The 25,191-nt window shown below is 58.3% G+C and carries 26 protein-coding genes; 19 read left to right on the plus strand and 7 right to left on the minus strand.

Features of this window, described 5'->3' with window-relative positions; genetic code table 11:
* The first annotated feature begins 69 nt into the window (after positions 1-69).
* Positions 70-486 (plus strand): globin, encoded by a 417-nt coding sequence (locus SIC15_RS16670; RefSeq protein WP_136631284.1) that lies wholly within the window; start codon positions 70-72, stop codon positions 484-486.
* Between the two features lie 93 nt (positions 487-579).
* Here SIC15_RS16670 and SIC15_RS16675 read toward each other — a convergent pair whose 3' ends face one another.
* Together SIC15_RS16675 and SIC15_RS16680 are read right to left on the minus strand one after the other, a co-directional pair.
* The gene (locus SIC15_RS16675) at positions 580-2,082 is read right to left on the minus strand and encodes an MFS transporter (RefSeq protein ID WP_412536489.1); all 1,503 of its coding nucleotides are present in this window, start codon (positions 2,080-2,082) and stop codon (positions 580-582) included.
* A 47-nt stretch (positions 2,083-2,129) separates the two neighbouring features.
* Positions 2,130-2,591 carry a universal stress protein gene (locus SIC15_RS16680; protein ID WP_069181828.1) on the minus strand — a complete coding sequence of 154 codons (462 nt, stop codon included), beginning with the start codon at positions 2,589-2,591 and terminating at the stop codon, positions 2,130-2,132.
* A 309-nt stretch (positions 2,592-2,900) separates the two neighbouring features.
* Between SIC15_RS16680 and SIC15_RS16685 the strand changes: the two genes are divergently transcribed.
* From SIC15_RS16685 to SIC15_RS16695, 3 genes are all read left to right on the plus strand, one after another.
* Positions 2,901-4,223, plus strand: a complete 1,323-nt coding sequence (locus SIC15_RS16685) for an MFS transporter (RefSeq protein ID WP_069181829.1) — start codon at positions 2,901-2,903, stop codon at positions 4,221-4,223.
* Positions 4,224-4,310: 87 nt separating this feature from the next.
* Complete coding sequence (locus SIC15_RS16690; RefSeq protein WP_412536490.1) at positions 4,311-4,775, plus strand: EVE domain-containing protein; 465 nt, start codon at positions 4,311-4,313, stop codon at positions 4,773-4,775.
* A 69-nt stretch (positions 4,776-4,844) separates the two neighbouring features.
* Positions 4,845-5,666: an ion transporter gene (locus tag SIC15_RS16695; protein ID WP_069181831.1), complete on the plus strand. Its 822-nt coding sequence runs from the start codon at positions 4,845-4,847 to the stop codon at positions 5,664-5,666.
* A gap of 1 nt (position 5,667) precedes the next feature.
* Here the strand turns inward: SIC15_RS16695 and SIC15_RS16700 are convergent, their stop codons facing one another.
* On the minus strand, positions 5,668-6,039 hold the full coding sequence (locus SIC15_RS16700; protein WP_104321597.1) for a SirB2 family protein: 372 nt from the start codon (positions 6,037-6,039) through the stop codon (positions 5,668-5,670).
* A gap of 123 nt (positions 6,040-6,162) precedes the next feature.
* Between SIC15_RS16700 and SIC15_RS16705 the strand changes: the two genes are divergently transcribed.
* The gene (locus tag SIC15_RS16705) at positions 6,163-7,347 is read left to right on the plus strand and encodes an NnrS family protein (RefSeq protein WP_291908420.1); all 1,185 of its coding nucleotides are present in this window, start codon (positions 6,163-6,165) and stop codon (positions 7,345-7,347) included.
* Between the two features lie 13 nt (positions 7,348-7,360).
* Here the strand turns inward: SIC15_RS16705 and SIC15_RS16710 are convergent, their stop codons facing one another.
* Complete coding sequence (locus SIC15_RS16710) at positions 7,361-7,876, minus strand: SRPBCC family protein (protein WP_305965769.1); 516 nt, start codon at positions 7,874-7,876, stop codon at positions 7,361-7,363.
* Between the two features lie 223 nt (positions 7,877-8,099).
* Between SIC15_RS16710 and fabA the strand changes: the two genes are divergently transcribed.
* Together fabA and fabB are read left to right on the plus strand one after the other, a co-directional pair.
* The gene (fabA, locus tag SIC15_RS16715; RefSeq protein ID WP_069181834.1) at positions 8,100-8,609 is read left to right on the plus strand and encodes a bifunctional 3-hydroxydecanoyl-ACP dehydratase/trans-2-decenoyl-ACP isomerase; all 510 of its coding nucleotides are present in this window, start codon (positions 8,100-8,102) and stop codon (positions 8,607-8,609) included.
* Between the two features lie 11 nt (positions 8,610-8,620).
* Positions 8,621-9,832, plus strand: a complete 1,212-nt coding sequence (gene fabB, locus SIC15_RS16720) for a beta-ketoacyl-ACP synthase I (protein ID WP_069181835.1) — start codon at positions 8,621-8,623, stop codon at positions 9,830-9,832.
* A gap of 6 nt (positions 9,833-9,838) precedes the next feature.
* On the opposite strand, the gene SIC15_RS16725 is transcribed toward fabB, so the two are convergent.
* Positions 9,839-10,195, minus strand: a complete 357-nt coding sequence (locus SIC15_RS16725) for a helix-turn-helix transcriptional regulator (protein ID WP_014578227.1) — start codon at positions 10,193-10,195, stop codon at positions 9,839-9,841.
* Between the two features lie 158 nt (positions 10,196-10,353).
* On the opposite strand from SIC15_RS16725, the gene yegQ reads away from it, so the two are divergent.
* From yegQ to SIC15_RS16765, 8 genes are all read left to right on the plus strand, one after another.
* Entirely contained in the window at positions 10,354-11,673 is a 1,320-nt protein-coding gene (gene yegQ, locus SIC15_RS16730) for a tRNA 5-hydroxyuridine modification protein YegQ (RefSeq protein ID WP_412536491.1), read from the plus strand.
* Positions 11,674-12,149: 476 nt separating this feature from the next.
* Positions 12,150-13,598, plus strand: a complete 1,449-nt coding sequence (gene sufB / locus SIC15_RS16735; RefSeq protein WP_069181837.1) for a Fe-S cluster assembly protein SufB — start codon at positions 12,150-12,152, stop codon at positions 13,596-13,598.
* A 102-nt stretch (positions 13,599-13,700) separates the two neighbouring features.
* Positions 13,701-14,474 carry a Fe-S cluster assembly ATPase SufC gene (sufC, locus tag SIC15_RS16740; RefSeq protein WP_069181838.1) on the plus strand — a complete coding sequence of 258 codons (774 nt, stop codon included), beginning with the start codon at positions 13,701-13,703 and terminating at the stop codon, positions 14,472-14,474.
* 12 nt (positions 14,475-14,486) lie between these two features.
* On the plus strand, positions 14,487-15,773 hold the full coding sequence (sufD, locus tag SIC15_RS16745) for a Fe-S cluster assembly protein SufD (protein ID WP_412536492.1): 1,287 nt from the start codon (positions 14,487-14,489) through the stop codon (positions 15,771-15,773).
* 6 nt (positions 15,774-15,779) lie between these two features.
* Complete coding sequence (locus tag SIC15_RS16750; RefSeq protein ID WP_412536493.1) at positions 15,780-17,033, plus strand: aminotransferase class V-fold PLP-dependent enzyme; 1,254 nt, start codon at positions 15,780-15,782, stop codon at positions 17,031-17,033.
* Between the two features lie 13 nt (positions 17,034-17,046).
* The gene (locus tag SIC15_RS16755; protein ID WP_136631294.1) at positions 17,047-17,400 is read left to right on the plus strand and encodes a HesB/IscA family protein; all 354 of its coding nucleotides are present in this window, start codon (positions 17,047-17,049) and stop codon (positions 17,398-17,400) included.
* 80 nt (positions 17,401-17,480) lie between these two features.
* Positions 17,481-18,023 carry a putative Fe-S cluster assembly protein SufT gene (sufT, locus tag SIC15_RS16760; RefSeq protein WP_209400182.1) on the plus strand — a complete coding sequence of 181 codons (543 nt, stop codon included), beginning with the start codon at positions 17,481-17,483 and terminating at the stop codon, positions 18,021-18,023.
* On the plus strand, positions 18,024-18,494 hold the full coding sequence (locus tag SIC15_RS16765) for a SufE family protein (RefSeq protein WP_069181843.1): 471 nt from the start codon (positions 18,024-18,026) through the stop codon (positions 18,492-18,494).
* 12 nt (positions 18,495-18,506) lie between these two features.
* Here SIC15_RS16765 and SIC15_RS16770 read toward each other — a convergent pair whose 3' ends face one another.
* The gene (locus SIC15_RS16770; protein WP_412536494.1) at positions 18,507-19,712 is read right to left on the minus strand and encodes a flagellar assembly protein T N-terminal domain-containing protein; all 1,206 of its coding nucleotides are present in this window, start codon (positions 19,710-19,712) and stop codon (positions 18,507-18,509) included.
* 18 nt (positions 19,713-19,730) lie between these two features.
* Positions 19,731-20,279 (minus strand): LPP20 family lipoprotein, encoded by a 549-nt coding sequence (locus SIC15_RS16775; RefSeq protein WP_412536495.1) that lies wholly within the window; start codon positions 20,277-20,279, stop codon positions 19,731-19,733.
* A 248-nt stretch (positions 20,280-20,527) separates the two neighbouring features.
* Between SIC15_RS16775 and traF the strand changes: the two genes are divergently transcribed.
* The 4 genes from traF to SIC15_RS16795 all read left to right on the plus strand — a co-directional run bounded on the left by traF (position 20,528) and on the right by SIC15_RS16795 (position 25,190).
* Entirely contained in the window at positions 20,528-21,829 is a 1,302-nt protein-coding gene (traF, locus tag SIC15_RS16780; RefSeq protein ID WP_412536496.1) for a conjugal transfer protein TraF, read from the plus strand.
* Positions 21,830-22,006: 177 nt separating this feature from the next.
* Positions 22,007-23,128, plus strand: coding sequence for a multifunctional CCA tRNA nucleotidyl transferase/2'3'-cyclic phosphodiesterase/2'nucleotidase/phosphatase (locus SIC15_RS16785; RefSeq protein ID WP_412536497.1), 1,122 nt, complete (start codon positions 22,007-22,009; stop codon positions 23,126-23,128).
* A gap of 9 nt (positions 23,129-23,137) precedes the next feature.
* A complete protein-coding gene (locus SIC15_RS16790; protein ID WP_412536498.1) occupies positions 23,138-23,884 on the plus strand; it encodes a pteridine reductase in 747 nt (248 codons plus the stop codon).
* A 127-nt stretch (positions 23,885-24,011) separates the two neighbouring features.
* Entirely contained in the window at positions 24,012-25,190 is a 1,179-nt protein-coding gene (locus SIC15_RS16795; RefSeq protein ID WP_412536499.1) for an acetyl-CoA C-acetyltransferase, read from the plus strand.
* Position 25,191 lies beyond the last annotated feature (1 nt).

Here is a 25,191-nt window from a genome sequence, read left to right on the forward strand (position 1 = left end):
GACGCCCACGCCGGCAAATGCTAGATTCAGGATATTGGATTAATTCCCGACAAAGCCAGGGAGCCAGCCATGTCCTTCGAAGAGCTCTTCGATGCAAGCTATGAACGCGTGCTTCAGCCCCGCCCCGGCTTCCCGGACTTCTTTGAAGCTTTCTACCGCCGGTTCCTGATGGCCTCGCCGGAGGTGCGAGCACTGTTTCGCAATACCGATATGGCGGTTCAGCGGAGCATGCTGAAGAAATCCTTTTTCAGCCTGGTAGCCTTTTACGCCAGCGGCAACGTGGACGATGTCCTCCACCGGATTGCCTGCCTGCACAGTGCCCGCCACCTGAGTATCAAGCCCCACCTCTACGATCTCTGGCTGGACTGCCTGACGGATACAGTAAGAGCTTATGACTGGGAGTGCAGCGACGATATAGAACTGGCCTGGCGTTTGGTGCTGAGCCCTGGAATTACATACATGAAGTTCGGCTACGATCACTTCTGATCGACGGGCGTGAACCTTATTGGGGACGGCTCAAGCAAACGCAAAAAAGCCGCCGGGCAATGCCTCGGCGGCTTTCTCTTTGACAGCTACGGATTAGCTGGTAGCGGCAGCCTGACGGCGACGCTCCTCTTCCTCGATTTGCAGATCCACAGAAGACACGTGGTATTCCTCGGAGAACCCGCTTTCCGGCTCTTTCAGCCACATCATGCACAGCAACCAGCTTATAAACGCACCGCCGGCAATGATGTAGAAGAACTGGGTCGGGGTTACGAAGGTGAAGATAGTCAGGTAAACCACCGCACCCACGTTGCCATAGGCGCCCGCCATGCCGGAAATCTGGCCGGTTAGACGCCGCTTGATGGAGGGGATAATGCCGAAGGTGGCGCCTTCTGCACCCTGCACGAAGAAGGAGGTGAATACAGTAATGCCCACGGCAATGATCAGCGGCCAGTTGGAGTTCATCAGGCCCATGAGTGCGAAGCCGACGGAGATGCCGAACATGTAGCTGAGCATCACGAACCGGCGGTTACCCATTCGATCTGATACCAGGCCACCCATGGGGCGCGCCACCAGGTTCACGAAGGCAAAGGAGGCAGCGATAAGGCCGGCAGCGGTCGCGCTCAGGCTCCAGGTTTCCTCGAAGAACATCGGCAGCATGGAGACTACCGCCAGCTCGGCACCAAAGTTGGCGAAGTAGGTGCTGTTCAGGGCGGCAACGCTGTTGAACGGGTACTTGTCATCTTCGGGCACGCCCTTTTTCAGGATCGGCACGTTCACCCGCAGGATCTGGATAATCTGGTAGGTCACGATGGCCACAATAACCGCGTAGCAGATGGCCGCTCCAGTGGCGCTCAGGTAGCCCATGTTCTCGATGCGCCATACCAGAATGCCGAGAACACCCACCAGGGGAATGGTCCAGAGGATCAGCTTGATCATGTCGCCCCAGCTGCTGACTTCCAGCGCTACGGCCTTGCGGGGCTTGCGGTGGACTGTGCCGGCCGGGCCGTCGGTAATCGCAAACCAGTAATACACGCCATAGGCCGCCATAACGATTGCACTCTGGGCGATGGCCCAGCGCCAGCCGTCCTCACCGCCATACATGTGCAGCGCGATGGTTGGCAGGGTAATGGCCGCAGCGGCAGAACCGAAGTTGCCCCAACCGGCATAGAAGCCCTCGGCAAAACCGATGTCTTTGGGCTTGAACCACATGGCGGTCATGTGGATACCGACCACGAAGCTGGCACCGATAGAGCTGAGTACCAGACGGCTGACCAGCAGTTGCGTCATGGTATTACCAAAGGCAAACACCAGAGCCGGGATGGACATCAGGACCATCAGAACGGAAAACACCCGACGGGGACCAAAACGGTCCAGGGCCATGCCCACGATGATCCGGGCAGGAATGGTTAATGCCACGTTGCAGATGGCAAACAGGCGAAGGTCATCGGCGGTCAGCCAATTGACGCTTTTGAGCATGCTCGATGCCAGCGGCGCCATGTTGAACCACACGTAGAAGGTAATAAAGAATGCAATCCAGGTCAGGTGCAGTGCCCTGACTTCCGGATTCTTGACGTGGAAAACGTCTGCGACTTTCATGTCAGCCTCCCTGGGCTTTCAGATTCAGAAACGGTTGCTGGCCAGACTCAACGGCTGGGCAGAATAAGAAGCGGGCACTGGATGCGGCGGGCAAGGAATGAGCTCACGCTGCCGAAGGTCATGTAATCCAGTTCATCCACGAAATAGGTCAGCGAGCGGGCGATGAAGCCACCGTCGGGCTCATGGCTGTGGCGAGCGATAACCAGCATGTCCGGGTGGACCTTCTTTTCCGCGGCGAACAGCAGCATTTTTCTGGGGTCGCCCTCCAGAAGCATGTTCTCGGCTGAAATCTGTTCCTGATCACATAACTCCATGGCCTCGGCCAGGTGCTTTTTGAGCTCTGATACTTCCTCTTGGAACAGGTCTTCGTTTCCGGAGGTGATGTCCCGGGGATTCTCGGCAACTGCAACCAGGGTGATTACAGGTTTGAGATCGCGAAACATGGTGATGGTCTGAGCCAGTGCCAGCCTGGCATTTCGCGATCCGTCATAGGCAATCATGATTTTCATTTCTGGGTTCTCCCGAGGGCGTTTTGCCCCCCTCTCAAAGGCGATTTCAAAAGGCATCCATTGATATCTGTCAGCATTAGCCCACACTCTGGTGGCGCCCATAATTGACGTATATCAACCCTTTCAACGCGTACCCCACGAGAGAAATCAAGGGCCTATCCCCTTTGCCCGAAAAGCCCCGGATTGCCTACCACCACTGCACCCAGCAGGAGGTACCTCTAATGCCCCGCATGAAAAAACCCTGTTTTTGGTATGGTTTCAGAGACGCTTTCAGACAGCTCTCGATGGAGATGAGAAAGGAGGGGGAACATGGCCACTAGCCCGTCAAAACCCGAGCAATACCGCGCGCTGGGTTTATCCACGTTCGCTTTCACTCTGTGCTTTGCGGTCTGGACCATTTTTTCCATCATCGGGATTCGCATAAGCGAAGATCTCGGGCTCTCGGATACCCAGTTGGGTCTGCTGATGGCGACGCCAATTCTGACCGGCTCGGTAAGCCGGCTATTCCTCGGCATATGGACAGACCGGTATGGCGGTCGCTGGGTATTCGGCATTCTGATGCTGACCACCGCCGCCTGCGTGTATCTGCTCACCTTCGCTACGACCTACCTCATGCTGTTGATCGGTGCCCTGGGTGTGGGCCTGGCAGGCGGGGCTTTTATCGTGGGGGTGGCCTACACGGCGGCCTGGTTTGAACCGGAGCACCAGGGCACAGCGCTGGGCATTTTCGGAGCGGGCAACGTGGGGGCGGCAGTAACCAACTTTGGCGCGCCCTTCCTGCTGGTGGCATTCGGCTGGGAAAGCACGGCACAGATCTATGCCACTGTACTGGCAATCATGGGCGTTGCCTTCATCCTGTTGGCCAAGGAAGATCCCCTGGCCGCAGAGCGGGCCGGCAGCAAGTCCAAGACCTTCCTTGAGCAGATGGAACCCCTGCGGGAACTGAGAGTCTGGCGTTTTGCCCTGTATTATTTCTTCGTGTTCGGCGCCTTTGTGGCTTTGGCACTTTGGCTGCCGCACTTCCTGATTGGCGTATACGGCCTGGACATCAAGACCGCGGGCATCATTGCCGCGCTTTACACCATCCCGGCTTCCCTGTTCCGGATTCTGGGCGGCTGGATGTCAGACCGTTTCGGCGCCCGCCGGGTCATGTACTGGACCTTCGGCGCCTCGGTTCTGTGCACGTTTCTGCTGAGCTACCCGCCCACCGATTACGTGGTCCAGGGCATTGATGGCGATATCCGCTTTACGCTGGCCATGAACCTGCCCATGTTCGTGGCACTGATCTTTATCCTCGGATTCTTCATGTCCCTCGGCAAGGCAGCCGTGTACAAGCACATTCCGGTCTACTACCCCATGCACGTCGGCGCTGTAGGCGGCGTGGTTGGCATGATTGGCGGGCTTGGAGGGTTCATCCTGCCACTGACCTTCGGCGTCCTGAACGACCTTACAGGCATCTGGCAGAGCTGCTTTATGCTGATGTTCGTGATCGTGGCAGCTGCCCTGGCTTGGATGCACTACGCAATCCGCTCTGCCGAGCGTGTGGAGTGGGCCGCAAACGAGGAAAGAACCGACCTCCCGGAACTGGCCTCGCCACAGCTGTTTTATCCGCTTAACCGCAAAAAGCCCTGACCGGGCATGACCCTGCGCCTCTGTGCCCCCTCTCCGGGGGCTTTTTTTGGCTTATAATTCAGGCGAATTCAGTGATGGGAGGACTCAATGGCCAAGTGGCTGGTTAAATCAGAGCCCGCGGAATGCGGCATCGAGGATTTCGCCAAGGCGCCAAACGGGATTATCCCGTGGGACGGCGTGCGCAACTACCAGGCCCGCAACTTTCTGACCCGCATGGCAGAAGGCGACGAAGTCTTCCTGTACCACTCCAGCTGCAAACACATCGGAATTGCCGGTATCGTCATGGTTGTTCGCAGCGCCTATCCCGACCCCACCCAGTTTGACCCGGAATCGCCCTACCACGATGCCAAGAGCACGAAGGAAAAGCCTCGCTGGCAGGCTGTAGACATGAAGTACGTCCGCACGCTGCCAAAGCTAATCCCGCTGGATGAGCTGAAATCCATGGCCGGGCTCGAAAACCTGCCTCTGGTGCGCAAAGGTAACCGGCTTTCCGTCATGCCGGTGAGCGAACGGGAATGGCAGATCATCTTGCAGCAGGTTAATCAGGCCTAGTCTATCCAATTTATTCAAGGCCCTTTAGAATTCGGCCCTTCCCCGAACTATCTGGAGCCGCCGTCTGCCATGTCGTCCCAATTAAGCCCCGCCTCCGGTTTCGAGAGACTCCGCCGTATTGAATCCAGCAAGGTTTTCCAGGGCGCCGTCATTACCATCATCATTTTGTCGGCGCTGACCATTGGCGCCAAAACCTATGATCTGCCGCCCCTGGTGGAGAAGTCGCTCATCGTGATGGACAACGCCATCACCCTCTTCTTCCTGGTGGAAATCCTGTTCCGTTTCGGTGTGTGTGCCAACAAAAAACGCTTTCTGTTCGACGGCTGGAACCTGTTCGACACCCTGGTGGTCATCGGTAGCCTGATTCCGCTCGATAATTCCGAAGCGGTGTTGCTGGGGCGCCTGCTGAGGGTGTTCCGGGTGTTGCGCCTCGTGTCGGTGGTGCCCGAACTCAGGTTCCTGATCAACTCGCTGTTAAAAGCGATCCCGCGCATGGGCTATATCGCCCTGCTGATGTTCATCATCTTCTACATATACGCGGCCATGGGTTCCATGTTTTTCGCCAGCGTGGACGAGGAACTGTGGGGCGACGTGGCCATAGCCATGCTGACGCTGTTCCGGGTGGCCACCTTCGAGGACTGGACGGACGTGATGTACGCCACCATGGAGCAATACCCGCTTAGCTGGATTTTCTACCTCACCTTCATTTTCCTCACAGCGTTTGTGTTCCTGAACATGATGATCGGGGCGATCCTGGAAGTTATGGGCGAGGAGCAGAACGCCAAGCAGGCCCAGAAGGCTCACGATGAGCGGGACGAAATTGCCCGCCAGCTCCAGGCAGTGCAGGTTCAGCTGGCGGAACTGACAAAGCAGGTCAGCGAAAAACGCTGACTCAGAATGGCTTGGTCATCGCCAGATGCAGAATGGCGCTCACCTGTACCAGGGCAAGTACGGCGGCTGAAATTCGAACGGGCTTGCCCAGGGTGGTCTTCAGAGCGAATACGCCGGCAATGATGTAGCCGAACAGCAACACGATCTTGGCAATCAGCCATCCGGGCATGGCCGAGGCGTAGCCGGCGACAAAAACCAGGGAAATGGCCGCCACCAACAGAATCGTGTCGTTGATGTGGGGAATAAACCGCAGCGGGGTCTGGCGCCAGCCAGGCCGACCGACCGCGTCCAGCAGCAGCCGCAGGGCAAACAGCGTGATAGTCAGGTACGCAGTGGTCATGTGCAGGTGCTTCAGGATCATGTACGACGTCATGGAAGTTCCCTTGTAATTGAATGGGTTGCGCCTATTGTACGCAATCTACCTCCAAGCAGGTATGGTTAACAAAGTCGGCAGGGTTTAACATATACACAAAATACATGTATATGGGAGACATCTATGCGGGCCATTCCGACTTCCCCTGATCGGGCGTCTGCCAGCGTCGGTCAGTTATTTTCCTATCCATTCCGGATCTTCTTTCTGTCCATGACCGTTCTGGCTCTCGCCGCCATCCCCCTCTGGGTAATGCAGGTAAACGGAGTTATCAGCCTGCCTCTGGCGATGCCAGGATTATTCTGGCACCAACACGAAATGCTGTTCGGGTTCCTGTCGGCAGCAATCGCTGGGTTCCTGCTGACCGCCGTCTGCGTATGGACCCAGACCGAGCGTACCCACGGATTCAGGTTAGTGCTGCTTTGGGGCGTCTGGCTGGCCGGCCGTCTGTTGTTGGCAACCGGAGCAGACCTGCCGTACTGGCTGGTACAGGGCGTGAACCTCGCTTTCCTGCCTCTGGTTATGGTGGATGCCGGCTGGCGAATCTGGCACGCCCGGCAAAAAAGACAGTTGATGATCATGGTGGTGCTCGGCCTGCTCTGGCTGATGCAGATCGGGTTCGTTACACGTCTGGACATGACCTTCAGTTACGGCGCCCTGATCATGGCCATGGCACTGATCAGCATCATCGGAGGGCGCATCACGCCGGCATTTTCCAGCGGTTGGTTGCGCCAGCGCGGCTTCGACGGCAACGTGGTGAAAACAATTCCCGCCCTCGATATGGCAACGATTTTCAGCCTTATTCTGCTGATGGCTTCCCTTGTCACCGGCTGGGAAACCGTTACCGGTGCGCTGGCGCTGCTGTCCGGTACGCTGATGCTGGTGCGTCTGGCTGGCTGGAAAGGCTGGCTTGTGCGCCGGGAACCCCTACTCTGGATTCTGCACCTGTCCATATTGTGGGTGCCGGTCGCCCTGTTCCTGCTGGCAGGCACATTGTTCGCTGGCTGGCCGTCCAACGCGTGGAGTCACGCTGCCGGAACCGGAGCGGTCGCATGTCTGATTCTGGGAGTTATTGCCCGAGTGGCACTCGGCCACAGCGGCAGACCGCTGGTGTTACCAAGGGGGATGGTGCTTGCGTTCGTCGCGATTCATCTGGCCGCGCTGGTACGTGTGCTCACGGCCTTCGAAATTATCCCATGGCACCCCGGCATTGGCAGCAGCACCCTGCTCTGGCTGTTTGCTTTCGGTATGTTCCTTTACCGCTACACCGGCATCCTGGCCAGCCCCAGACCGGATGGCCGCGAAGGCTGAAACCGCTGGCTGGTCAGGCGGCTAACTCCTGCCTGACCAGCGACTCGAACCTTGCCCTCGCCTGGCGAAACCGGCTCGCCGGGAAGTGGATACTGATCCCTTCCAGGGCCGCCAGTAGCATTTCAAGGTGCGCATCCCAGCCCGCGCACGCAATGGGCACCAGTTCATCATCGGGCAGCAGTAATGTCAGCGACAGACGGGTTCCCTCGTCGATGGGCTCAAGCTCCCATACCAACGGCCGCTCGGCGGAATCGCCGGAACTCCAGGAATAGGCCAGGCGACGATTGGGCTGGCAATCCGTCACGCGGCAATCGATCGGCATACCGCTGTTACCGAAATCAAGCTGAACCCGACCGCCCGGCCGGGCGTCGAGTGTGCCAGGAGCCAACCACTCTGCCAGACACACCGAGTCGGTGAGCATTTCCCAGACGCGTTCCGGCAAATGCCCGGTCTCTCTTTCCAGACATACCATGACCCGGTCACCCTTGCGCCGGATCTTGCCTTCGATGGTTTCCTCATACCCGGACATACGATGTCCTCCTTGCCGGTTTCGACTCTCCGGATTTCGCAAAACGGACTCTGGATGATTGTATTCGCGGGCACGTGCATCCACCTTGATGACCATCAAACGGGTGGGAACAGAAGGAAGGCGGGAATTTCAAACGGGCAATCATCCACTAAAGGTCAATAGCTCCTCGTGAAATTCGAGCTAAAGTATGAGGAAATCATTTTGTAACAGAGACACTGGCACTATGAACCCGGATCATTTTGATAAAGAAGACCTGATCAAATGCGGCCATGGCGAGCTCTTCCCTGGCTCCATGCGTCTGCCCATCAACGAGATGCTGATGTTCGACCGCGTCACGCATATCGCAGACGACGACGGCCTCTACGGCAAGGGCAGCCTGGTAGCGGAGCTCGACATCAATCCGGACCTGTGGTTTTTCAAGGTACACTTCGTTGATGATCCCGTAATGCCCGGTTGTCTTGGCCTGGATGCCATGTGGCAGCTGGTTGGCTTCTTCCTGGCCTGGGGTGGCGGCGAAGGCAAGGGGCGCGCATTGGGCGCCGGTGAAGTGAAATTTACCGGCCAGGTGTTGCCCACAGCCAAGAAGGTCACTTACCACCTGGATCTGAAGCGTGTGATCAGGCGCAAGCTGACCATGGCAATCGCTGATGGCCGGATGGAAGTAGACGGCCGGGAAATCTACACAGCCAAAGACCTGCGGGTTGGCATGTTCACTTCGACCGATGATTTTTAGGAGTTAACAGGATGCGTCGTGTTGTAATCACCGGTATGGGCATCGTTTCCAGCCTTGGTACCAACCAGAAGGAAGTCGCCCAGTCCCTCAAGGAATCCCGTTCCGGCATAGGCTTCAGCGAAGAAGCCCGGGATAACGGTCTGCGCAGCCACATCTGCGGCCAGATCAACCTGAACCTGCCGGAATTGATTGACCGTAAACTGTGGCGCTTCATGTGCCCGGCTTCCGGCTATACCTATCTGGCCATGCGCGAGGCTATCGAACAGGCCGGGCTGACCGACGAACACATCAAGGCCGATACCACCGGCATTATCTTCGGCCAGGGTGGAGCGTCGACGGTTGAGCTGCTGGATTCCATCGATACACATCGCGACCGCGGCATCCGCCGTGTCGGCCCTTATCGCGTGCCGCGCACCATGGGAAGTGCCATCAACGCGTCACTGGCAACCGGTTTTGGTATTCGCGGCATCAACTACGGCATTACCTCTGCCTGCGCCACCAGCGCGCATTCCATTGGCCATGCCGCCGACCTGATTGCGCTCGGGCGTCAGGATGTGATGTTTGCCGGCGGCGGTGAGGATATCCATTGGACCCTGAGCCTGCTGTTCGATGCCATGGGTGCCCTGTCGACGAAATACAACGACACGCCGGAACTGGCTTCACGCACCTATGACGCAAACCGGGATGGCTTTGTCATCTCTGGTGGCGGCGGCGTGCTGGCACTTGAGGCCCTGGAACACGCCGAGGCCCGTGGCGCAAATATCCTGGCGGAACTGGTCGGCTTTGGCGCCACCTCAGACGGCGCGGATATGGTCGCCCCGAGTGGCGAAGGCGCAGTGCGGTGCATGAAGCAGGCCATGAAAAACCTGGATGGCGAGATCAGCTACATCAATACCCACGGCACCAGCACACCGGCCGGTGATGTAACCGAGCTGAAAGCGCTGAAAGAGACGTTTGGCGACAAGATTCCGCCGCTGAGTTCCACCAAGCCCCTGTGTGGTCACGCCCTGGGTGCCGCCGGCGTGCACGAAGCCATTTACAGCCTGATCATGCAGCGTGAAGGTTTCATCGCGCCGTCAGCCAACATCCAGACCCTCGACGAAGGCGCAGAAGGTTATCCGATTGTCCGTGAGCGCATGGACAACCAGAACCTCGACCTGGTGATGAGCAACAGCTTCGGCTTTGGCGGTACCAACGCCACACTGGTGTTCAAGAAAGTCTGAGCCTGATCAGGAAAGCCTGACAGAACGGTATTCAGCCGGGGATGTCCCCATCCAGCGCTTGAAAGCCCGGCTGAATGCACTCAACTCCGAAAACCCGAGCTGCTCGGCAATTTCCACCAGCGGCTTGGTCCTATCCTGCATATAAGTGAGCGCCTGCCGACGCCTAACATCTTCAAGCAGACGTGCGAATGTCAGCCCTTCACGCTTCAGTTTCTTGTGCAGCGTGTAACGGCTCATATGCAGCTGCGACGCCACGACTTCCACACCAACCTTGCCACGAGCAAGCTGAACACTGATCAAGGAACTGACCCTGACACTCAGCGAAGCCCGCGCCACCTCTGGCGTCAGAGGCTTTGATGCCATCTGGAACTCCTCCTTTGCAACGCATCGGCTCGAAATACCGGAACCGTGAGCGTACACATGTTAGCCGAAAACAATCAATACGACCTTTGAGCAGGATCAAGGGAACATCCGACCGCATACGGCAAAATGCCCCGCTTTCAGAATCCCCCGGAGCCACTATGAACACCCCGGAACTGCTCGCCCCCGCGGGCACCCCCGAACACCTGGAAACGGCCTTTGCCTACGGCGCCGACGCGGTCTACGCCGGCCAGCCCCGCTACTCGCTGAGAGTAAGAAACAACAGTTTCAAAGACGTTGCAGCCCTCGGCGCCGGCATTGAACGGGCCCACGAACTGGGCAAACAGTTCTACCTTGTTTCCAACATAGCACCTCACAACGACAAGGTACGCTCCTACCTCAGGGATCTGGAACCGGTACTGGAGCAAAAACCCGATGCCCTGATCATGTCGGATCCCGGCCTGATCATGCTGGTGCGGGAAAAATGGCCAGACCAGCCCATCCATCTCTCGGTACAGGCCAACGCGGTAAACTGGGCTACCGTAGAATTCTGGCGCCGACAGGGCATCAGCCGGGTCATCCTCTCCCGGGAACTGGCACTGAATGAGATTCGCGAGATCCGCGACCGGGTGCCGGACATGGAGCTGGAAGTCTTCGTGCATGGCGCCCTGTGCATGGCCTATTCGGGCCGCTGTCTGCTCTCGGGTTACATGAATCACCGGGACGCCAACCAGGGCGCCTGCACCAACGCCTGCCGCTGGAACTACAAGCAGGTACAGCACGGCCACGACCAGACCGGCGACCTGATCGCCACCTGCGGCAGCGGCGAAGCACAGGAAGTGGCACCAAAAGAAATCCTGCTGGAAGAGCCCAACCGGCCGGGCGGCTTCATACCCGCCTATGAGGACGAGCACGGCACCTACATCATGAACTCAAAGGATTTGAGAGCCGTTCAGCACGTCGCCGAACTGGCAAAGATGGGCGTCCACTCCCTGAAAATCGAAGGGCGAACGAAAAGCACCTACTACGTGGCCCGCACCACCCAGGTCTACCGCCGCGCTATCGACGAAGCCATGCAGGGCAAGCCCTTCGACATGAACCTGATGGACGAACTGGAAGCCCTCTCCAACCGCGGCTATACCGAAGGCTTCCTCCGCCGCCACATGCCCCGCGAGTACCAGACCTACGAACAGGGCTCATCATTCCTTGGCACCCAGCAGGTGGTCGGCACCATCACCGACACCGACGACCAATGGCTGACCATCGACGTGAAAAACAAATTCGCCCCCGGCGATCACCTCGAACTGATCAGCCCGGCCGGCAACATCCGGTTCTCGGCCAGTTTCATGGAAAACCGAAACGGCCAGGCCATGGACTATGCGCCTGGCAGCGGGCATATCGTTCGTATTCCGAAACCGACTGATCTTCCAGAGACTCTGGAGCACAGCTACCTCACCAGAATCCTGGCTACCGGCGACTAGCAATTAGTCTGAGGCGCCAGGCGGGACTGCCTCCCAAAACCGTGCATTGCCATGGATGGCAATGCCGAGCCCCCAGGGATGGGTTCACGGCGTGTTTTGGGAGGCAGTCCAGCCTGGCGCCCACATCAGAATTCTCAGTCCTACAAGAACCAGGCTATCAGCCTCATTACCACCCCCTTAGTGCCCCATAGGCCGATTAAGGTATAATCACCCCACGCACAAATTAATACCTGACTATTTTACTCTGGTATTGTATAATCGCTCGCCAGAAGCGATGGATCCAGGCTGCTTTTTTGCTCAGTTACCGGCGACAGCCTGGGCAATCCGTCATCCAAAAAGCGATTGCAGGGCGTACTCACAGGACGAGCGACCACTGCAACACACAAACTGATGATATCCGATCGGCAACCCATCCTTGAGGCTGCCGGCGACACCAAGGGCGAAAGCCCGCGATGAGAGAATACGGAGCGACGATCATGGCGACCACCGACCAAGAGGTGAACGAGCTGATCAAACGGGAATACGAGCACGGATTCGTAACAGACATCGAATCCGACACGTTCGAGCCCGGACTGAATGAAGACGTTATCGCCCGCCTGTCCGGCATCAAGAAAGAGCCGGAGTGGATGCTGGAGTGGCGTCTGAAAGCCTACCGTCGCTGGCTCGAGATGGAAGAGCCGGACTGGGCCCACGTGGGCTACCCGAAAATCGATTACAACTCGATTTCCTACTATTCCGCGCCCAAGCGCAAGGAAGACATGCCCCAGAGCCTGGATGAAGTGGATCCGGAGCTGCTGAAAACCTACGAGAAGCTGGGCATCCCCCTGCACGAGCGCGAAAAGCTCGCGGGCGTGGCGGTTGACGCGGTGTTCGATTCCGTCTCCGTGGCAACCACCTTCAAGGAACCGCTGGCCAAGGCCGGTGTGATTTTCTGCTCCATTTCCGAGGCGATTCGCGATTACCCGGAACTGGTGCAGAAATACCTCGGTTCGGTTGTCCCCCATGGCGACAACTTCTTCGCCGGACTCAACTCAGCGGTCTTCTCTGACGGCACCTTTGTTTACGTGCCCAAAGGCGTTCGCTGCCCCATGGAGCTGTCCACCTACTTCCGCATCAACGCGGCCAACACCGGCCAGTTCGAGCGCACCCTGATCATCGCCGACGAAGGCAGCTACGTGAGCTACCTTGAAGGCTGCACCGCGCCCATGCGGGATGAAAACCAGCTGCACGCGGCAGTTGTCGAGCTGGTGGCCCTGGACGATGCCCAGATCAAGTACTCAACCGTACAGAACTGGTACCCGGGCGACGAAGAAGGCAAAGGCGGCATCTTCAACTTCGTTACCAAGCGTGGCGCTGCCATTGGCAAGAATTCCAAGATTTCCTGGACCCAGGTTGAAACCGGCTCCGCGGTTACCTGGAAGTACCCCAGCTGCGTCCTGCGTGGCGAGAACAGTGTTGGCGAGTTCTACTCCGTGGCCCTGACCAACAACTTCCAGCAGGCCGACACCGGCACCAAGATGATTCACCTGGGCAAGAACACCTCCAGCACGATCATCTCCAAGGGGATTTCCGCCGGGAAGAGCTCCAACGCCTACCGTGGCCTGGTTAAATTCGGTCCCGGCGCGGAAGGCGCGCGTAACTTCACCCAGTGCGATTCGCTGCTGATCGGCGACCGCTGCGGCGCGCACACCTTCCCGTACATCGAGAGCAAGAACAAGTCGGCCATCGTCGAGCACGAGGCGACCACTTCGAAGGTGAGCGACGAGCAGATGTTCCTTTGCCGCCAGCGCGGCATCGACCCGGAGCAGGCGGTGTCCATGATTGTGAACGGCTTCTGTAAGGAAGTGTTCAAAGAGCTGCCCATGGAGTTCGCGGTCGAGGCCGGCAAGCTGCTCGAGGTCAGCCTCGAAGGGTCCGTCGGTTAAGGGCTCCGCTGGTTAACAGGACGGCAAACGCAAAAGCATAGCGGAAGCCGTCGGCCAGGGTGAACATCAGAATTCAACGGTTAAACGAGAGAGAAGCCACAAATGCTGAGCATCAAGAACCTGCACGCATCCGTTGAGGGCAAAGAAATCCTCAAGGGCATCAACCTGGAAATCAAGGCCGGGGAAGTTCACGCCATCATGGGCCCGAACGGTTCTGGCAAGAGTACCCTGTCGCAGGTGCTTGCAGGCAACGAGGCATTTGAAGTCACCGAGGGTGAGATCAGCCTGAACGGTGAAAACCTGCTTGAACTTGAAACCGAAGAGCGCGCCCGTGAAGGCATCTTTCTGGCATTCCAGTACCCGGTGGAAATCCCCGGGGTAAGCAACCTGCAGTTCCTGCGTACCGCCGTGAACGCCATGCGTCAGCACAAGGGCCAGGACGAGATGAACGCGGCCGAGTTCATGAAGCTCGCCAAAGAGATTTCCAAACAGGTGGATCTGGATCCCTCATTCCTCAAGCGGGGTGTCAACGAAGGCTTCTCCGGTGGCGAGAAGAAGCGTAACGAGATCCTTCAGGCTCTGCTGCTGCAGCCGAAGCTGGCAATTCTCGACGAGACCGATTCTGGCCTTGATATCGACGCCCTGAAGGTTGTTTCTGACGGCGTAAACGCTCTGCGCGCTGAAGACCGCGCCATCCTGATGGTGACCCACTACCAGCGTCTGCTGAACCACATCGTGCCGGATTACGTGCACGTGCTGGCCGGCGGCAAGATCATCAAATCCGGTGGCCGCGAGCTGGCCCTGGAGCTGGAAGAACGCGGCTACGGCTGGCTGGGCATCAAGGATGAAGAAACTGCCGACAGTTCAGCCAATTAAGGAGGTCGCGGAATGAAACCAGCACCCACGCTTTCCACCGCGTTCCTGCATCCGGCCGGTCAGGCACTGCCGGAGCCGCTGCTCGCCCTGCGCAAGCAACGGGGTACCGCCTTGGTCGACATGCCGTTGCCGACCCGAAAAACCGAAAACTGGAAGTACTCCAGCAAGTACCTGAAGCTGACTGACGAGATGGCTATTTCGCTGCCGGCGGAAGGCAAGACCGGCAGCAGTCTGGCAGTTCCCGGTTACAAGGTCGCGTTTCTCAATGGCGTGATGATGCCTGAGGCCTGTGAATACCCGGACCTGGACGGCATCAGCATCCAGAGTTTCGGTGATCTGAGCGACGAGGAGGCCAGTGATCTGGCGGACCGTCTGGACAGCACCCTGGACAACAAAGCCGTCCAGATGGCGCGGCTGAACTCCGCCCGTTTTGAAGACGGTCTGCTGATTCGCCTGAAGCCGGACGCTGTGCTCGACCAGCCGCTGTTCATCGTTCACGAAGTCACAGCTGAGGCCAGCGGTTCGGCCTTCCCGCGTATTTTCGTAGACGCCGGCCGTCACAGCCAGATTACGCTCGTAGAGGAATATATCTCCAGCGGCTCGGCCCCGGTCATGGTTAACACCGTTACCGAGTTCAACGTCGCAGAGGGCGCCAACATCACCAGCATTCGCCTCAACATGGAAGGCGAGAATGTCCAGCACATTGGCTCTACCGGTGTCCTGCAGCAACGCAGCTCCCGGTTCGAGAGCCACACGGTCGGTTTTGGCGGCCCGCTGCGCCGGCACGATCTGCAGGTTCGGCTGGAAGGCGAAGGCGCCGAGTGCAAGCTTAACGGCGTGGTTGTTACCCAGGGAAAACAGCATTACGACAACCACACCACCATTGAGCACGTGGCTGCCCACTGCAACAGCGAGGAAACCTATCGCAATATTGCAGCCGACCAGTCACATGCGGTTTTCAATGGCCGGATTCATATCCATCAGGACGCCCAGAAGTCCAATGCGGATATGAACAACAAGAACCTGCTGCTGTCCAACGGGGCAGAAATCGATACCAAGCCGGAACTCGAAATCTACGCCGACGACGTAAAGTGTGCCCATGGCGCAACCATCGGCCAGCTGGATGAGACCTCTCTGTTCTACCTGGTTTCACGAGGCATCGGACGGCGTGAGGCGAACGTTCTGCTCACCATGGCCTTCATTAATGAGCTGGTGGAGCAGATTCCGGTTGAAGCAGTGCGGGAAACGGTCCAGGGCCGGCTGAACCACTTCTTCGAACAGACATTCCAGGAGGCGTAAGCGGTTATGACCGATCTGTCCGTGGCAAGCACAGCCAAGCGCACCACCTTTGATGTGGACGCCGTTCGCCGGGATTTCCCGATCCTGTCTCAGCAGGTGAACGGCAAGCCCCTGGTGTATCTGGATAATGGTGCCTCGGCCCAGAAGCCTGAGGCCGTGCTGAACGCCATGGATCGGTATTACCGTGAGATGCACTCCAACGTCCATCGTGGCGCCCACACGCTCGGAGACCGGGCGACCGCTGCTTTCGAAGGTGCCCGTGAGACGGTTCGCAGTTTTCTGAATGCGGAAAGCACCCGGGAGATCATCTGGACCCGTGGTACCACCGAGGCCATCAACCTCGTTGCCAACGGCCTGGCTCCTCGCCTGAAGGCCGGAGACGAGATTCTGGTGAGCCACATGGAGCACCACGCCAACATTGTGCCCTGGCAGATGATTGCCGAGCGCACAGGTGCAAAAGTGGTTCCTGTTCAGGTAACCCCGGACGGCGAGCTGGATCTCGAATCCTTCACCAGCCTGCTCAATGAAAAAACCCGGGTACTGGCAATCACCCATGTTTCCAACGTGCTTGGCACCGTAAACCCCGTGGCAGCCCTGATTGAACAGGCAAAAGCGCACGGCATTATTACCCTGGTGGACGGCGCCCAGGCAGTACCCCATTACCAGCCGGATGTGCAGGCACTGGGCTGCGACTTTTACGTGTTCTCGTCGCACAAGCTGTTTGGCCCCACCGGTATTGGCGTGCTTTACGGCAAGGCCCAGTTGCTGGAGGAAATACCGCCCTACCAGGGCGGCGGCGAGATGATTGAGCGGGTGTCCTTCGAGCGGACTACCTGGAACACCCTGCCCTACAAATTCGAGGCCGGCACGCCGGCCATTGCCGAGGCGGTGGGCTTGGGCGCAGCCATCGACTACCTGAACGGTCTGGACCGTGCTGGCATGGAAGCGGCCGAGGCCGCCCTGCTGGAGCGAGCCAACCAGCTGGTGGAAACCGTGCCCGGCATGGAGATCATCGGCACCGCCAAACAGAAAGTGCCGGTCATGTCCTTTAAAATTGCCGGCTTGCACCCCAGTGATATAGGCACGCTGCTGGATCAGCAGGGCATTGCGATCCGCACCGGCCACCATTGCGCCATGCCGCTGATGGATTTCTATGGAGTTCCCGGTACAGCCCGGGCCTCATTCGCGTTCTACAATACACTGGACGAGGTGGATACATTGTTTACCGCCCTGCAGAAAGTCCAGCGTCTGTTTGCCTGATGGAGGTGGAATCATGACAGCCGAAGTCTTCACCCCGACCGTTGCCGTCACCATGACGCCGAGCGCCGTTAAACACGTGCGCAAACAGCTGGAGAAAAAGCCGGAAGCCAAGGGCATCCGGCTGGCCATCAAGAAGAGTGGCTGTTCCGGCTTCAAATACGAAACCCAGTGGGTGGAAGAGGCCTCGGCTGACGACAAGGTGTTTCACATCGATGGTGTCGATGTCTTCGTGAAAGAGGAGCACCTGCCTCTGGTGAACGGCATCGAAATTGATTTTGTCACCGAGGGCGTGAACTCCATGTTCCAGTTCCGCAATCCGAACGCCACCGCGGAATGCGGCTGCGGCGAGAGCTTTACCGTAGCGTAATCCCTCACTGAACGTGTAGGTCGGATTAGCCTAGCGTAATCCGACACCAGAGATTTAAGAAAAGCGAGGCCAGAACAGGCATGCAAGAAAGGGAAGTGGTCCTGACCAAACGCGAGGTGGAAGCCCGCCTTGTTCCTGCCGGAACCGAAATCATGATTCCGTCGGACACCTTTGTGACCATCACACAGTCACTGGGTGGCACTTTCACGGTCGCAGTGAACGGCAATCTTGCCCGGATTGAAGGCCACAACGCAGATGCCCTCGGCAAGAAACCCCTGGAAAGCAGCTTCGAAACTCCCGAAGACGGCACCGTCAACGAAAACCAGGTCTGGGAAGCCATGCGAAACTGCTACGATCCGGAAATTCCGGTAAACGTGGTGGATCTTGGCTTGATTTACGAGTGCAAGATTGAAAATGGCACCGAAGACGGCAACCACGTCTACGTCCTGATGACGCTGACGGCCGCCGGTTGCGGCATGGGCCCGGTGATTACCGAGGATGTGAAAACCAAGCTCGAGCACGTGCCCAACGTGGACAAAGTCACCGTTGAGCTGACTTTCGATCCGCCCTGGAGCAACGACATGCTCACCGACGAAGCCAAACTCGAACTGGGAATGCTGTAAATGACTGCCAGTGAACAGGACTTTCTGAATAACCCCCTTGGCAAAGACACCACCCTGGAAGACGTTCTGGATGGCTTCGAGCTTCTGGACGACTGGGAAGAGCGCTACGCTTTCATCATCGATCTGGGCAAACAGCTTCCTGCCTTCCCGGAGGAATCCCGGGTTGAGGAAAACTATGTTCACGGCTGCCAGAGCCAGGTCTGGCTGATCCACCACTTCGACGAAGACAGCGGCCGGCTTTACCTCTTGATTGATTCAGACGCCATGATTGTACGCGGGCTGGCCGCCATCATTCTGGTTGCCCTGAACGGCAAAACCCCGAGGGATCTGCTGGCAACCGACATCGATGAGTTGTTCGAGCAACTGGACCTGTTCCGCCATATTTCGCCGACCCGGGGCAACGGCCTTCGGGCCATGGTCGGGAAAATCCGGGATATTGCGGCTGCCGAGGCGGCCGGCGCCAGCAACTGATACCTACCCGCCTTACCAGATAATCGCGATATCATCCCTCTGGATATTCACGATGCCGCCGAGTTGCGGCATGGTCCCGCGACTGAAGTGGGGCTGAACGCTATCAAGAGTGACGGAGACCTCTGTGTCATGCAGCTCCGGAGAATCCTCCGGGGCATCCAGATAGCGCTTGCTCCGGTAAAGCTTCAACTCGTCGCCCGGCCTGAGCCCGGCGGTAGCCCCCGATTCCAGCGTCACCCCGTGGCCGTCCACCCGCGCAATCCGGGTAATAAAGGGCTGACACGCCAACGCCTCGGTCACGGCGGCCGCCATTTCCCCAATTAAACCGTTCACTGCCTGTCCATAGGCGGTCTTCTGGAAGCCCGCTGAACCAAATCCGGCAGAACTTCCCGGACCAGCATCCCACTGGGCTGCTGTCGCAAACCTCTGCCGGTAGACAGGCGCACCGCTGAATCCGTCAAATATAATCAGATCAGCCGCGAACCGACGGCGTTGATCCACCACGCCAATGCCCCGTTGCATCCTGTCCAGCACAGAAGTGCCCCAGGCCGACGGGTCTGCCACACCCAGATCCCGAATAACCCCGGTCACGACGAACTGAACGCCCATTTCCCGGGCCAGCTCGAGAACGTTGCTCAACCGGTTATCCCCCTGTTGAACCGTGGGCGCATTCAGCAGATCGGTAAACATCCGCGATGTGGTCGCCCCGAATACCTGCAATCCACCCTGAGCCACCAAACGCTGTTGCAGCTGTTGCGGCAAGATCTCGCCGGCATCGTCAATTCGCCCTACCCTGGCCAGGTCCGGATACAGCATCGGGAAGCCGGTCACCGCGACCCGCTTTTTCAGCCGGCCGGCATCGCCCGCGCCACACTGACTGCGACTCTCGCTGATATCTCCACGAACAGTCACCCGTAACAGGTTACCACTCTGGTACTCATCGATTATCCGCACGTTTCGGGCTCTGGCGCTTGAGGCCAGATCCATCCGGGATTCGGTGATAACGCCATTTTTCATTGTGTCGTGCGTGCTTACCCTGGCCTCATGCTGGAGCGAGAGGTCCCGGATCGCCGCCTTGCGGGCTTCGGCCCGGGCGGCTTCCAGATTTCCGTTGTGGATATTGGCGTGACCAACACCTTCAAGAACAACAGCGTGGGCACCCGAGACCAGAACAAGGGCGAGAATCCCGAATACAGCCAGTGACAGCAAGCGTTTCATAGCATTCAGCACTCTCGATCAATCAAGGTAATACAGGGAATCCACGCCCTTGCTCTGCACATCGCCCACGCTGTCATTCTCCTGCGGCATGGGGATCGGGCAGAGGTCCTGCACCTGATCATCAGCCACCTCGGCGACACAGGCCCGGAAACGGGGCTCAAGTTTCAGTTCCATCACGGTCTCGAACACGCCATCGCTGTGCTCGTTCACGGCAACCAGCTTCGCGCCGCGTATGTAACTGTCGACGTAGGTTCTGAACATATCATTGCGCAAGACAAAATCGTTCACGGTGGAACTGCCGTATACGACGGTACCGTATACGCGTTCCACGAGATTGCGGTAGGCATCCAGCTGGGACGCTCGCCGGGCCATCAGGCGTTTGCGGGTATCCGAACGGTCGGCCGCAACATCCTCATAGGTCCCCAGACCGCTCACCCGCACCGTTATCGGCTCAAGCATCGTATCCTGGCGGGGCTGGCTGCCGTTATCCCCCTGGTGGCTGCCAATCGGCGCACAGGCTGCGACCGTTGCGGCCAACAGAGGCATGAGTATCCAGCGAAGATTCATTGCGTGTCTCCAGAAAACATCATTTCCGCTTGTCCATGAAAAAATCACGCCAGCTTTCCTAAGCCACTGATATTTCGATTAACAACGCCCATTCCTTTCGTTTTGCAATCACTGAGCGGCAAAAAACTGCCTCCGATTACACATCAAAAACAAACCGTTACCCCATGCGTCATGTGCTGGAAAACGTTCTGCATTAACCTTTCTAGTACGTCATATCTATTTTGCTTTTTTACACGACAGGATTCTTCATGACCGGACATCGTCTGACCAAACTCTCTGTGGCCATCGGCCTATCCATTGCCACCTCATCAACACTGGCCAGCCCCCAGTCTTTTATGTCTGCACGCTCATTCGCCATGGGCGGCACAGGGGTGGCGGTTGCAACACCTTCTACAGCGCCCTCGGACAACCCGGCAATGATGGCTGCGGATCACCATAGCTGGCACGATGATTTCGGGCTGATGCTGCCCTCGGTGAACGCCCGGGCAGCCGATGAAGAAGAAACAGTTGATCAGGTAGACGATATTCAGGATGTAATCACGGATCTGGAATCACTGGTTTCCGGCTTTGATCCGAATACAGACGACGAACAGGTAATTAAGGATGGTGCGGCAGATCTGAGCAATCGCCTGACTGAATTTGACAGGGACACCATGAGAGTGAACGCAGGTCTTGGATTGGCTCTGGCTGTGCCCGGACAATCCCTGTCTGTTGGCGTATTCACCAATGGTAATCTGACGGCGACAGTTCGTGGTGATGTCTCTGACCAGGATATTACCGCCCTGGACAACATTGCCAATGCCGCATCGGCCCAGGACGTGCAAATTGCCGTCGACCAGATCAGCACGAATGGCACCCTGGACCTGACATCGCAGGGACAGATACTGGCATCCGCCGTCGGGGAAGTGGGCATCAGCTTTGCCCGTTCCTTTGAGCTGCAGAATGGCAACAGCTTCCAGCTTGGCCTTTCACCGAAATACGTTGAACTGCGCACGTTCCAGTACACCGAGGCGGTTTCCGGTTTCGAAGATGACGAATTCGATGACGACCAGTATCAGACCGAAAAGAGTGGGTTCAACGTGGACGTTGGTGCAGCCTACAGCTTCGGTGACTCCAACCAGTGGAACACCGGTATTGTTGTTAAAAACCTGATCCCCATGGAACTGGACTCCGCCGCCAGCCGGCCGCTGCTGGGAGAGGAAGTTCGTACACTGAAGCTCGACCCGATGGTTACAGCCGGCATTGCTCACAAGAGCGAATACCATGTTGTCACCGCAGAAATTGACCTGACCAAGAAAGAAGCCTTTGGCTTCGAGGACGACACCCAGTGGGCAGCCCTCGGCGCCGAATTCGATGCCTTCCGCTACGCCCAGCTTCGGGTTGGCGTTCGCCACAACCTGGCCAGCAACGATGACAACGACGGCATTGAAGAGAAAACCCAGTTCACCGCCGGTCTTGGCCTGAACATTGTTGGCGTCCGCCTTGATCTCGGCGCCCTCTACAGCGATGCGGATGTGGGCGCAGCCCTGGAGCTTGGCACCGCGTTCTGATCAGAAACTGAAAGAGGAAGCAGATGAAGATTTGATCTGCCTCCAACTTCCGATCAAAGCCCGCCCAGGGCTATCACGGGCGGGCTTTTTATGGCCTGTCGTGTTACAGGTTTGCCTGCCCTGCCCTGGAACCGGATAATCCACCGACACACTCCCCCGAAAGGAATCAGACATTCCATGCAGGCCTATCTGGTTGGCGGTGCCGTTCGTGACGAATTACTGGGCCTTGAGGTCAAGGACCGGGACTGGGTGGTCGTCGGCGCGACACCAAAGGAAATGCTTGCCAAAGGATTCAAACAGGTAGGCGCGGACTTTCCGGTCTTTCTGCACCCCCGTACCCGGGAAGAATATGCCCTGGCTCGCACCGAGCGCAAAGAGGGGCGCGGCTACCACGGTTTTACGGTTTATAGCGCACCGGATGTTACCCTCGAGCAGGACTTGCGGCGACGGGACCTGACCATCAATGCGATAGCCAAAACCGAGGACGGCGCCTTGGTGGACCCATTCAAGGGCCGAAGCGATATACAAGATCGCAAGCTCCGCCATGTCTCGGAAGCCTTCGCCGAAGACCCCCTGAGAATTCTTCGCACCGCCCGGTTCGCAGCCCGCTTTCAGCCACTTGGATTCAGCGTGTGCGATCAGACCATGGGCCTGATGAAGCAAATGGTGGCTAGCGGAGAAGTGGACCACCTGGTTCCTGAACGGGTCTGGCAGGAGTTCCAGCGGGCGCTGCATGAAAAGGCGCCCCGGGCCTTTTTCGAAGTTCTCCAGGACTGCGGGGCCCTGGAGGTACTCATTCCGGAACTGGCACCCGAAAAGCTGTTTCAACTTTCGATGGCGACACTTGGTTGTGTCCACAACCAGTCTGACGCCCAGACGGAAGAACGCTTTGCCGCCCTGCTGTCCCCCATGGATGACTCTGCAGCCATGGCACGAGCCAAGGCGCTGAAAGCCCCCAATGATTGCCAGAACCTGGCGCGACTGGTTACAGCCTTCAAGCCACAAATCAGGAACATCGATGCTCAGCACCCTGAAGCCGAAGCCTTGCTGGACCTGCTGGACCAGGCGGACTTCTGGCGCCGCCCGGAGCGCTTTTCGCAACTGATGAACGTGCTCGAATGCGCCCTTCCCGGCGAGTCGGGCCCACTGAACCTGCTTCGAACCGCCTCTGGGGCCGCTACCGGTGTTGACCCAAAAACTCTCCTCGCCCGGGGCTACAAAGGCAAAGAGCTGGGCAGCGCAATCCGAACCGAACGCTTGAAACGTATCGGCGATGCCATCGCCCCGACCAACTACTGAGGAGTCACCATGCCGTCCACAACACCCGTTGCCCTGGTCACCGGCGCAGCCCACCGTCTTGGCGCACAGACGGCCCGGACACTTCACGAAAGAGGCTGGAACCTGGTGATTCACTACCGGAGCCGAGAAGAGCAGGCGAGGTCACTGATTGAGCAACTGAACCGGCAACGGCCCGACTCTGCCTGCGCCCTTCAGGCGGATCTCAGCCATACAGCCGGCGTGAAAAGATTGGCCGGTGATGCCATCGCACACTGGGGCCGACTGGATGCACTGGTTAACAATGCGTCGGTGTTTTACCCCACCCCGACTGCGGACACCTCCGAAGACGACTGGGACACCATCCTGAACACCAACCTCAGGGCCCCGTTTTTCCTGCTTCAGGAATGCCTGGCCGAACTTCGGCGAAACCGCGGCAGCGTGGTAAATCTGATCGATATTTACAGTGAAAGACCCATCGATGACCATCCACTTTACTGCGCCAGTAAAGCCGGCCTCGCCGCCCTGACACGTTCCTGGGCGAAAGACCTGGCACCGGACGTGCGGGTGAACGGTGTATCACCGGGCGCAATCCTCTGGCCCGAGGGCGAGGCCGAAATGGACGAGACCACGCAGCAGGCGATTCTCCAGAAGACCCCACTGGCCCGCACAGGAAATCCTGATGATATTGCCCATACCATCGCATTCCTGGTCTGCGATGCGCCTTTCATCACCGGTCAGGTTATCGCCGTGGATGGTGGCCGAAGCCTGAACATGTAATCCAGACAGTGACCTCCAGACCTGCCCGTTTTGGCCGGGCGCCGCTTTCCGGATACAATGCCGACAGTTTTCAATCCTGCACGCGCCGGGCCTGATTCCCCGCGTGCCTCTGATCCGGAGATTTCCCATGCGTGATGTCGTTATTGTTGCCGCCCGCCGTACTGCTATCGGAACCTTTGGCGGAGGTCTCTCCAGCCTGAGCGCAGACCAGCTTGGAACCGCTGTGATCAAGGCAATCCTTGAAGAAACCGGCGTCGCCGGCGACCAGATCAACGAAGTGGTTCTCGGCCAGGTGCTTACCGCCGGTTGCGGCCAGAACCCGGCTCGCCAGTCCGCCATCAACGCGGGCATTCCTGCCTCCGTACCTGCAATGACCATCAACAAGGTCTGCGGTTCCGGCCTGAAGGCCGTGCATATGGCGGTACAGGCGATTCGCTGCGGCGACGCTGAACTGATGATTGCCGGCGGCCAGGAAAGCATGAGCCAGGCGCCCCACGTGTTGCCCAACAGCCGCAACGGTCAGCGCATGGGCAACTGGTCCATGGTGGATACCATGATCAAGGACGGCCTTTGGGATGCCTTCAACGATTACCACATGGGCATTACCGCCGAGAACATCGTCGAGAAATACGGTATCAGCCGTGACGAACAGGACGAGTTTGCTGCGGCGTCCCAGCAGAAAGCCGCCGCCGCCCGCAATGCCGGCTACTTCGATGGCCAGATTGTTCCGGTCTCCATCCCCCAGCGCAAAGGTGACCCGATCGTGGTAGACCGCGATGAAGGGCCGCGCGATGGCGTGACCGCCGAGAGCCTGGGTAACCTGCGTGCAGCGTTCAAGAAGGACGGCACGGTGACCGCCGGCAACGCCTCCTCCCTGAACGATGGCGCCGCCGCCGTGATGGTCTGCAGTGCCGATAAAGCAAAAGAGCTGGGACTGACTCCGATTGCCACCATCAAGGCCCATGCCAACGCCGGCGTGGACCCGACCATCATGGGCACCGGCCCGATCCCCGCCAGCCAGCGCTGCCTGAAACTCGCAGGCTGGAGCGTGGATGACCTGGACCTGGTGGAAGCCAACGAAGCCTTTGCCGCCCAGGCCATTTCCGTCAATCGCGACATGGGCTGGGATACCAGCAAGGTAAACGTGAATGGCGGTGCCATTGCCCTGGGCCATCCCATCGGCGCCTCCGGCTGTCGTATCCTGGTCTCGCTGCTGCATGAAATGGTTCGCCGCGACGCTCACAAGGGTCTGGCCACGCTGTGTATCGGTGGCGGCATGGGCGTTGCCCTGGCTGTCGAGCGCTGAG

The sequence above is a fragment of the Marinobacter sp. MIT932201 genome (genome assembly GCF_047123295.1).
GTDB classification, from domain to species: domain Bacteria; phylum Pseudomonadota; class Gammaproteobacteria; order Pseudomonadales; family Oleiphilaceae; genus Marinobacter; species Marinobacter salsuginis.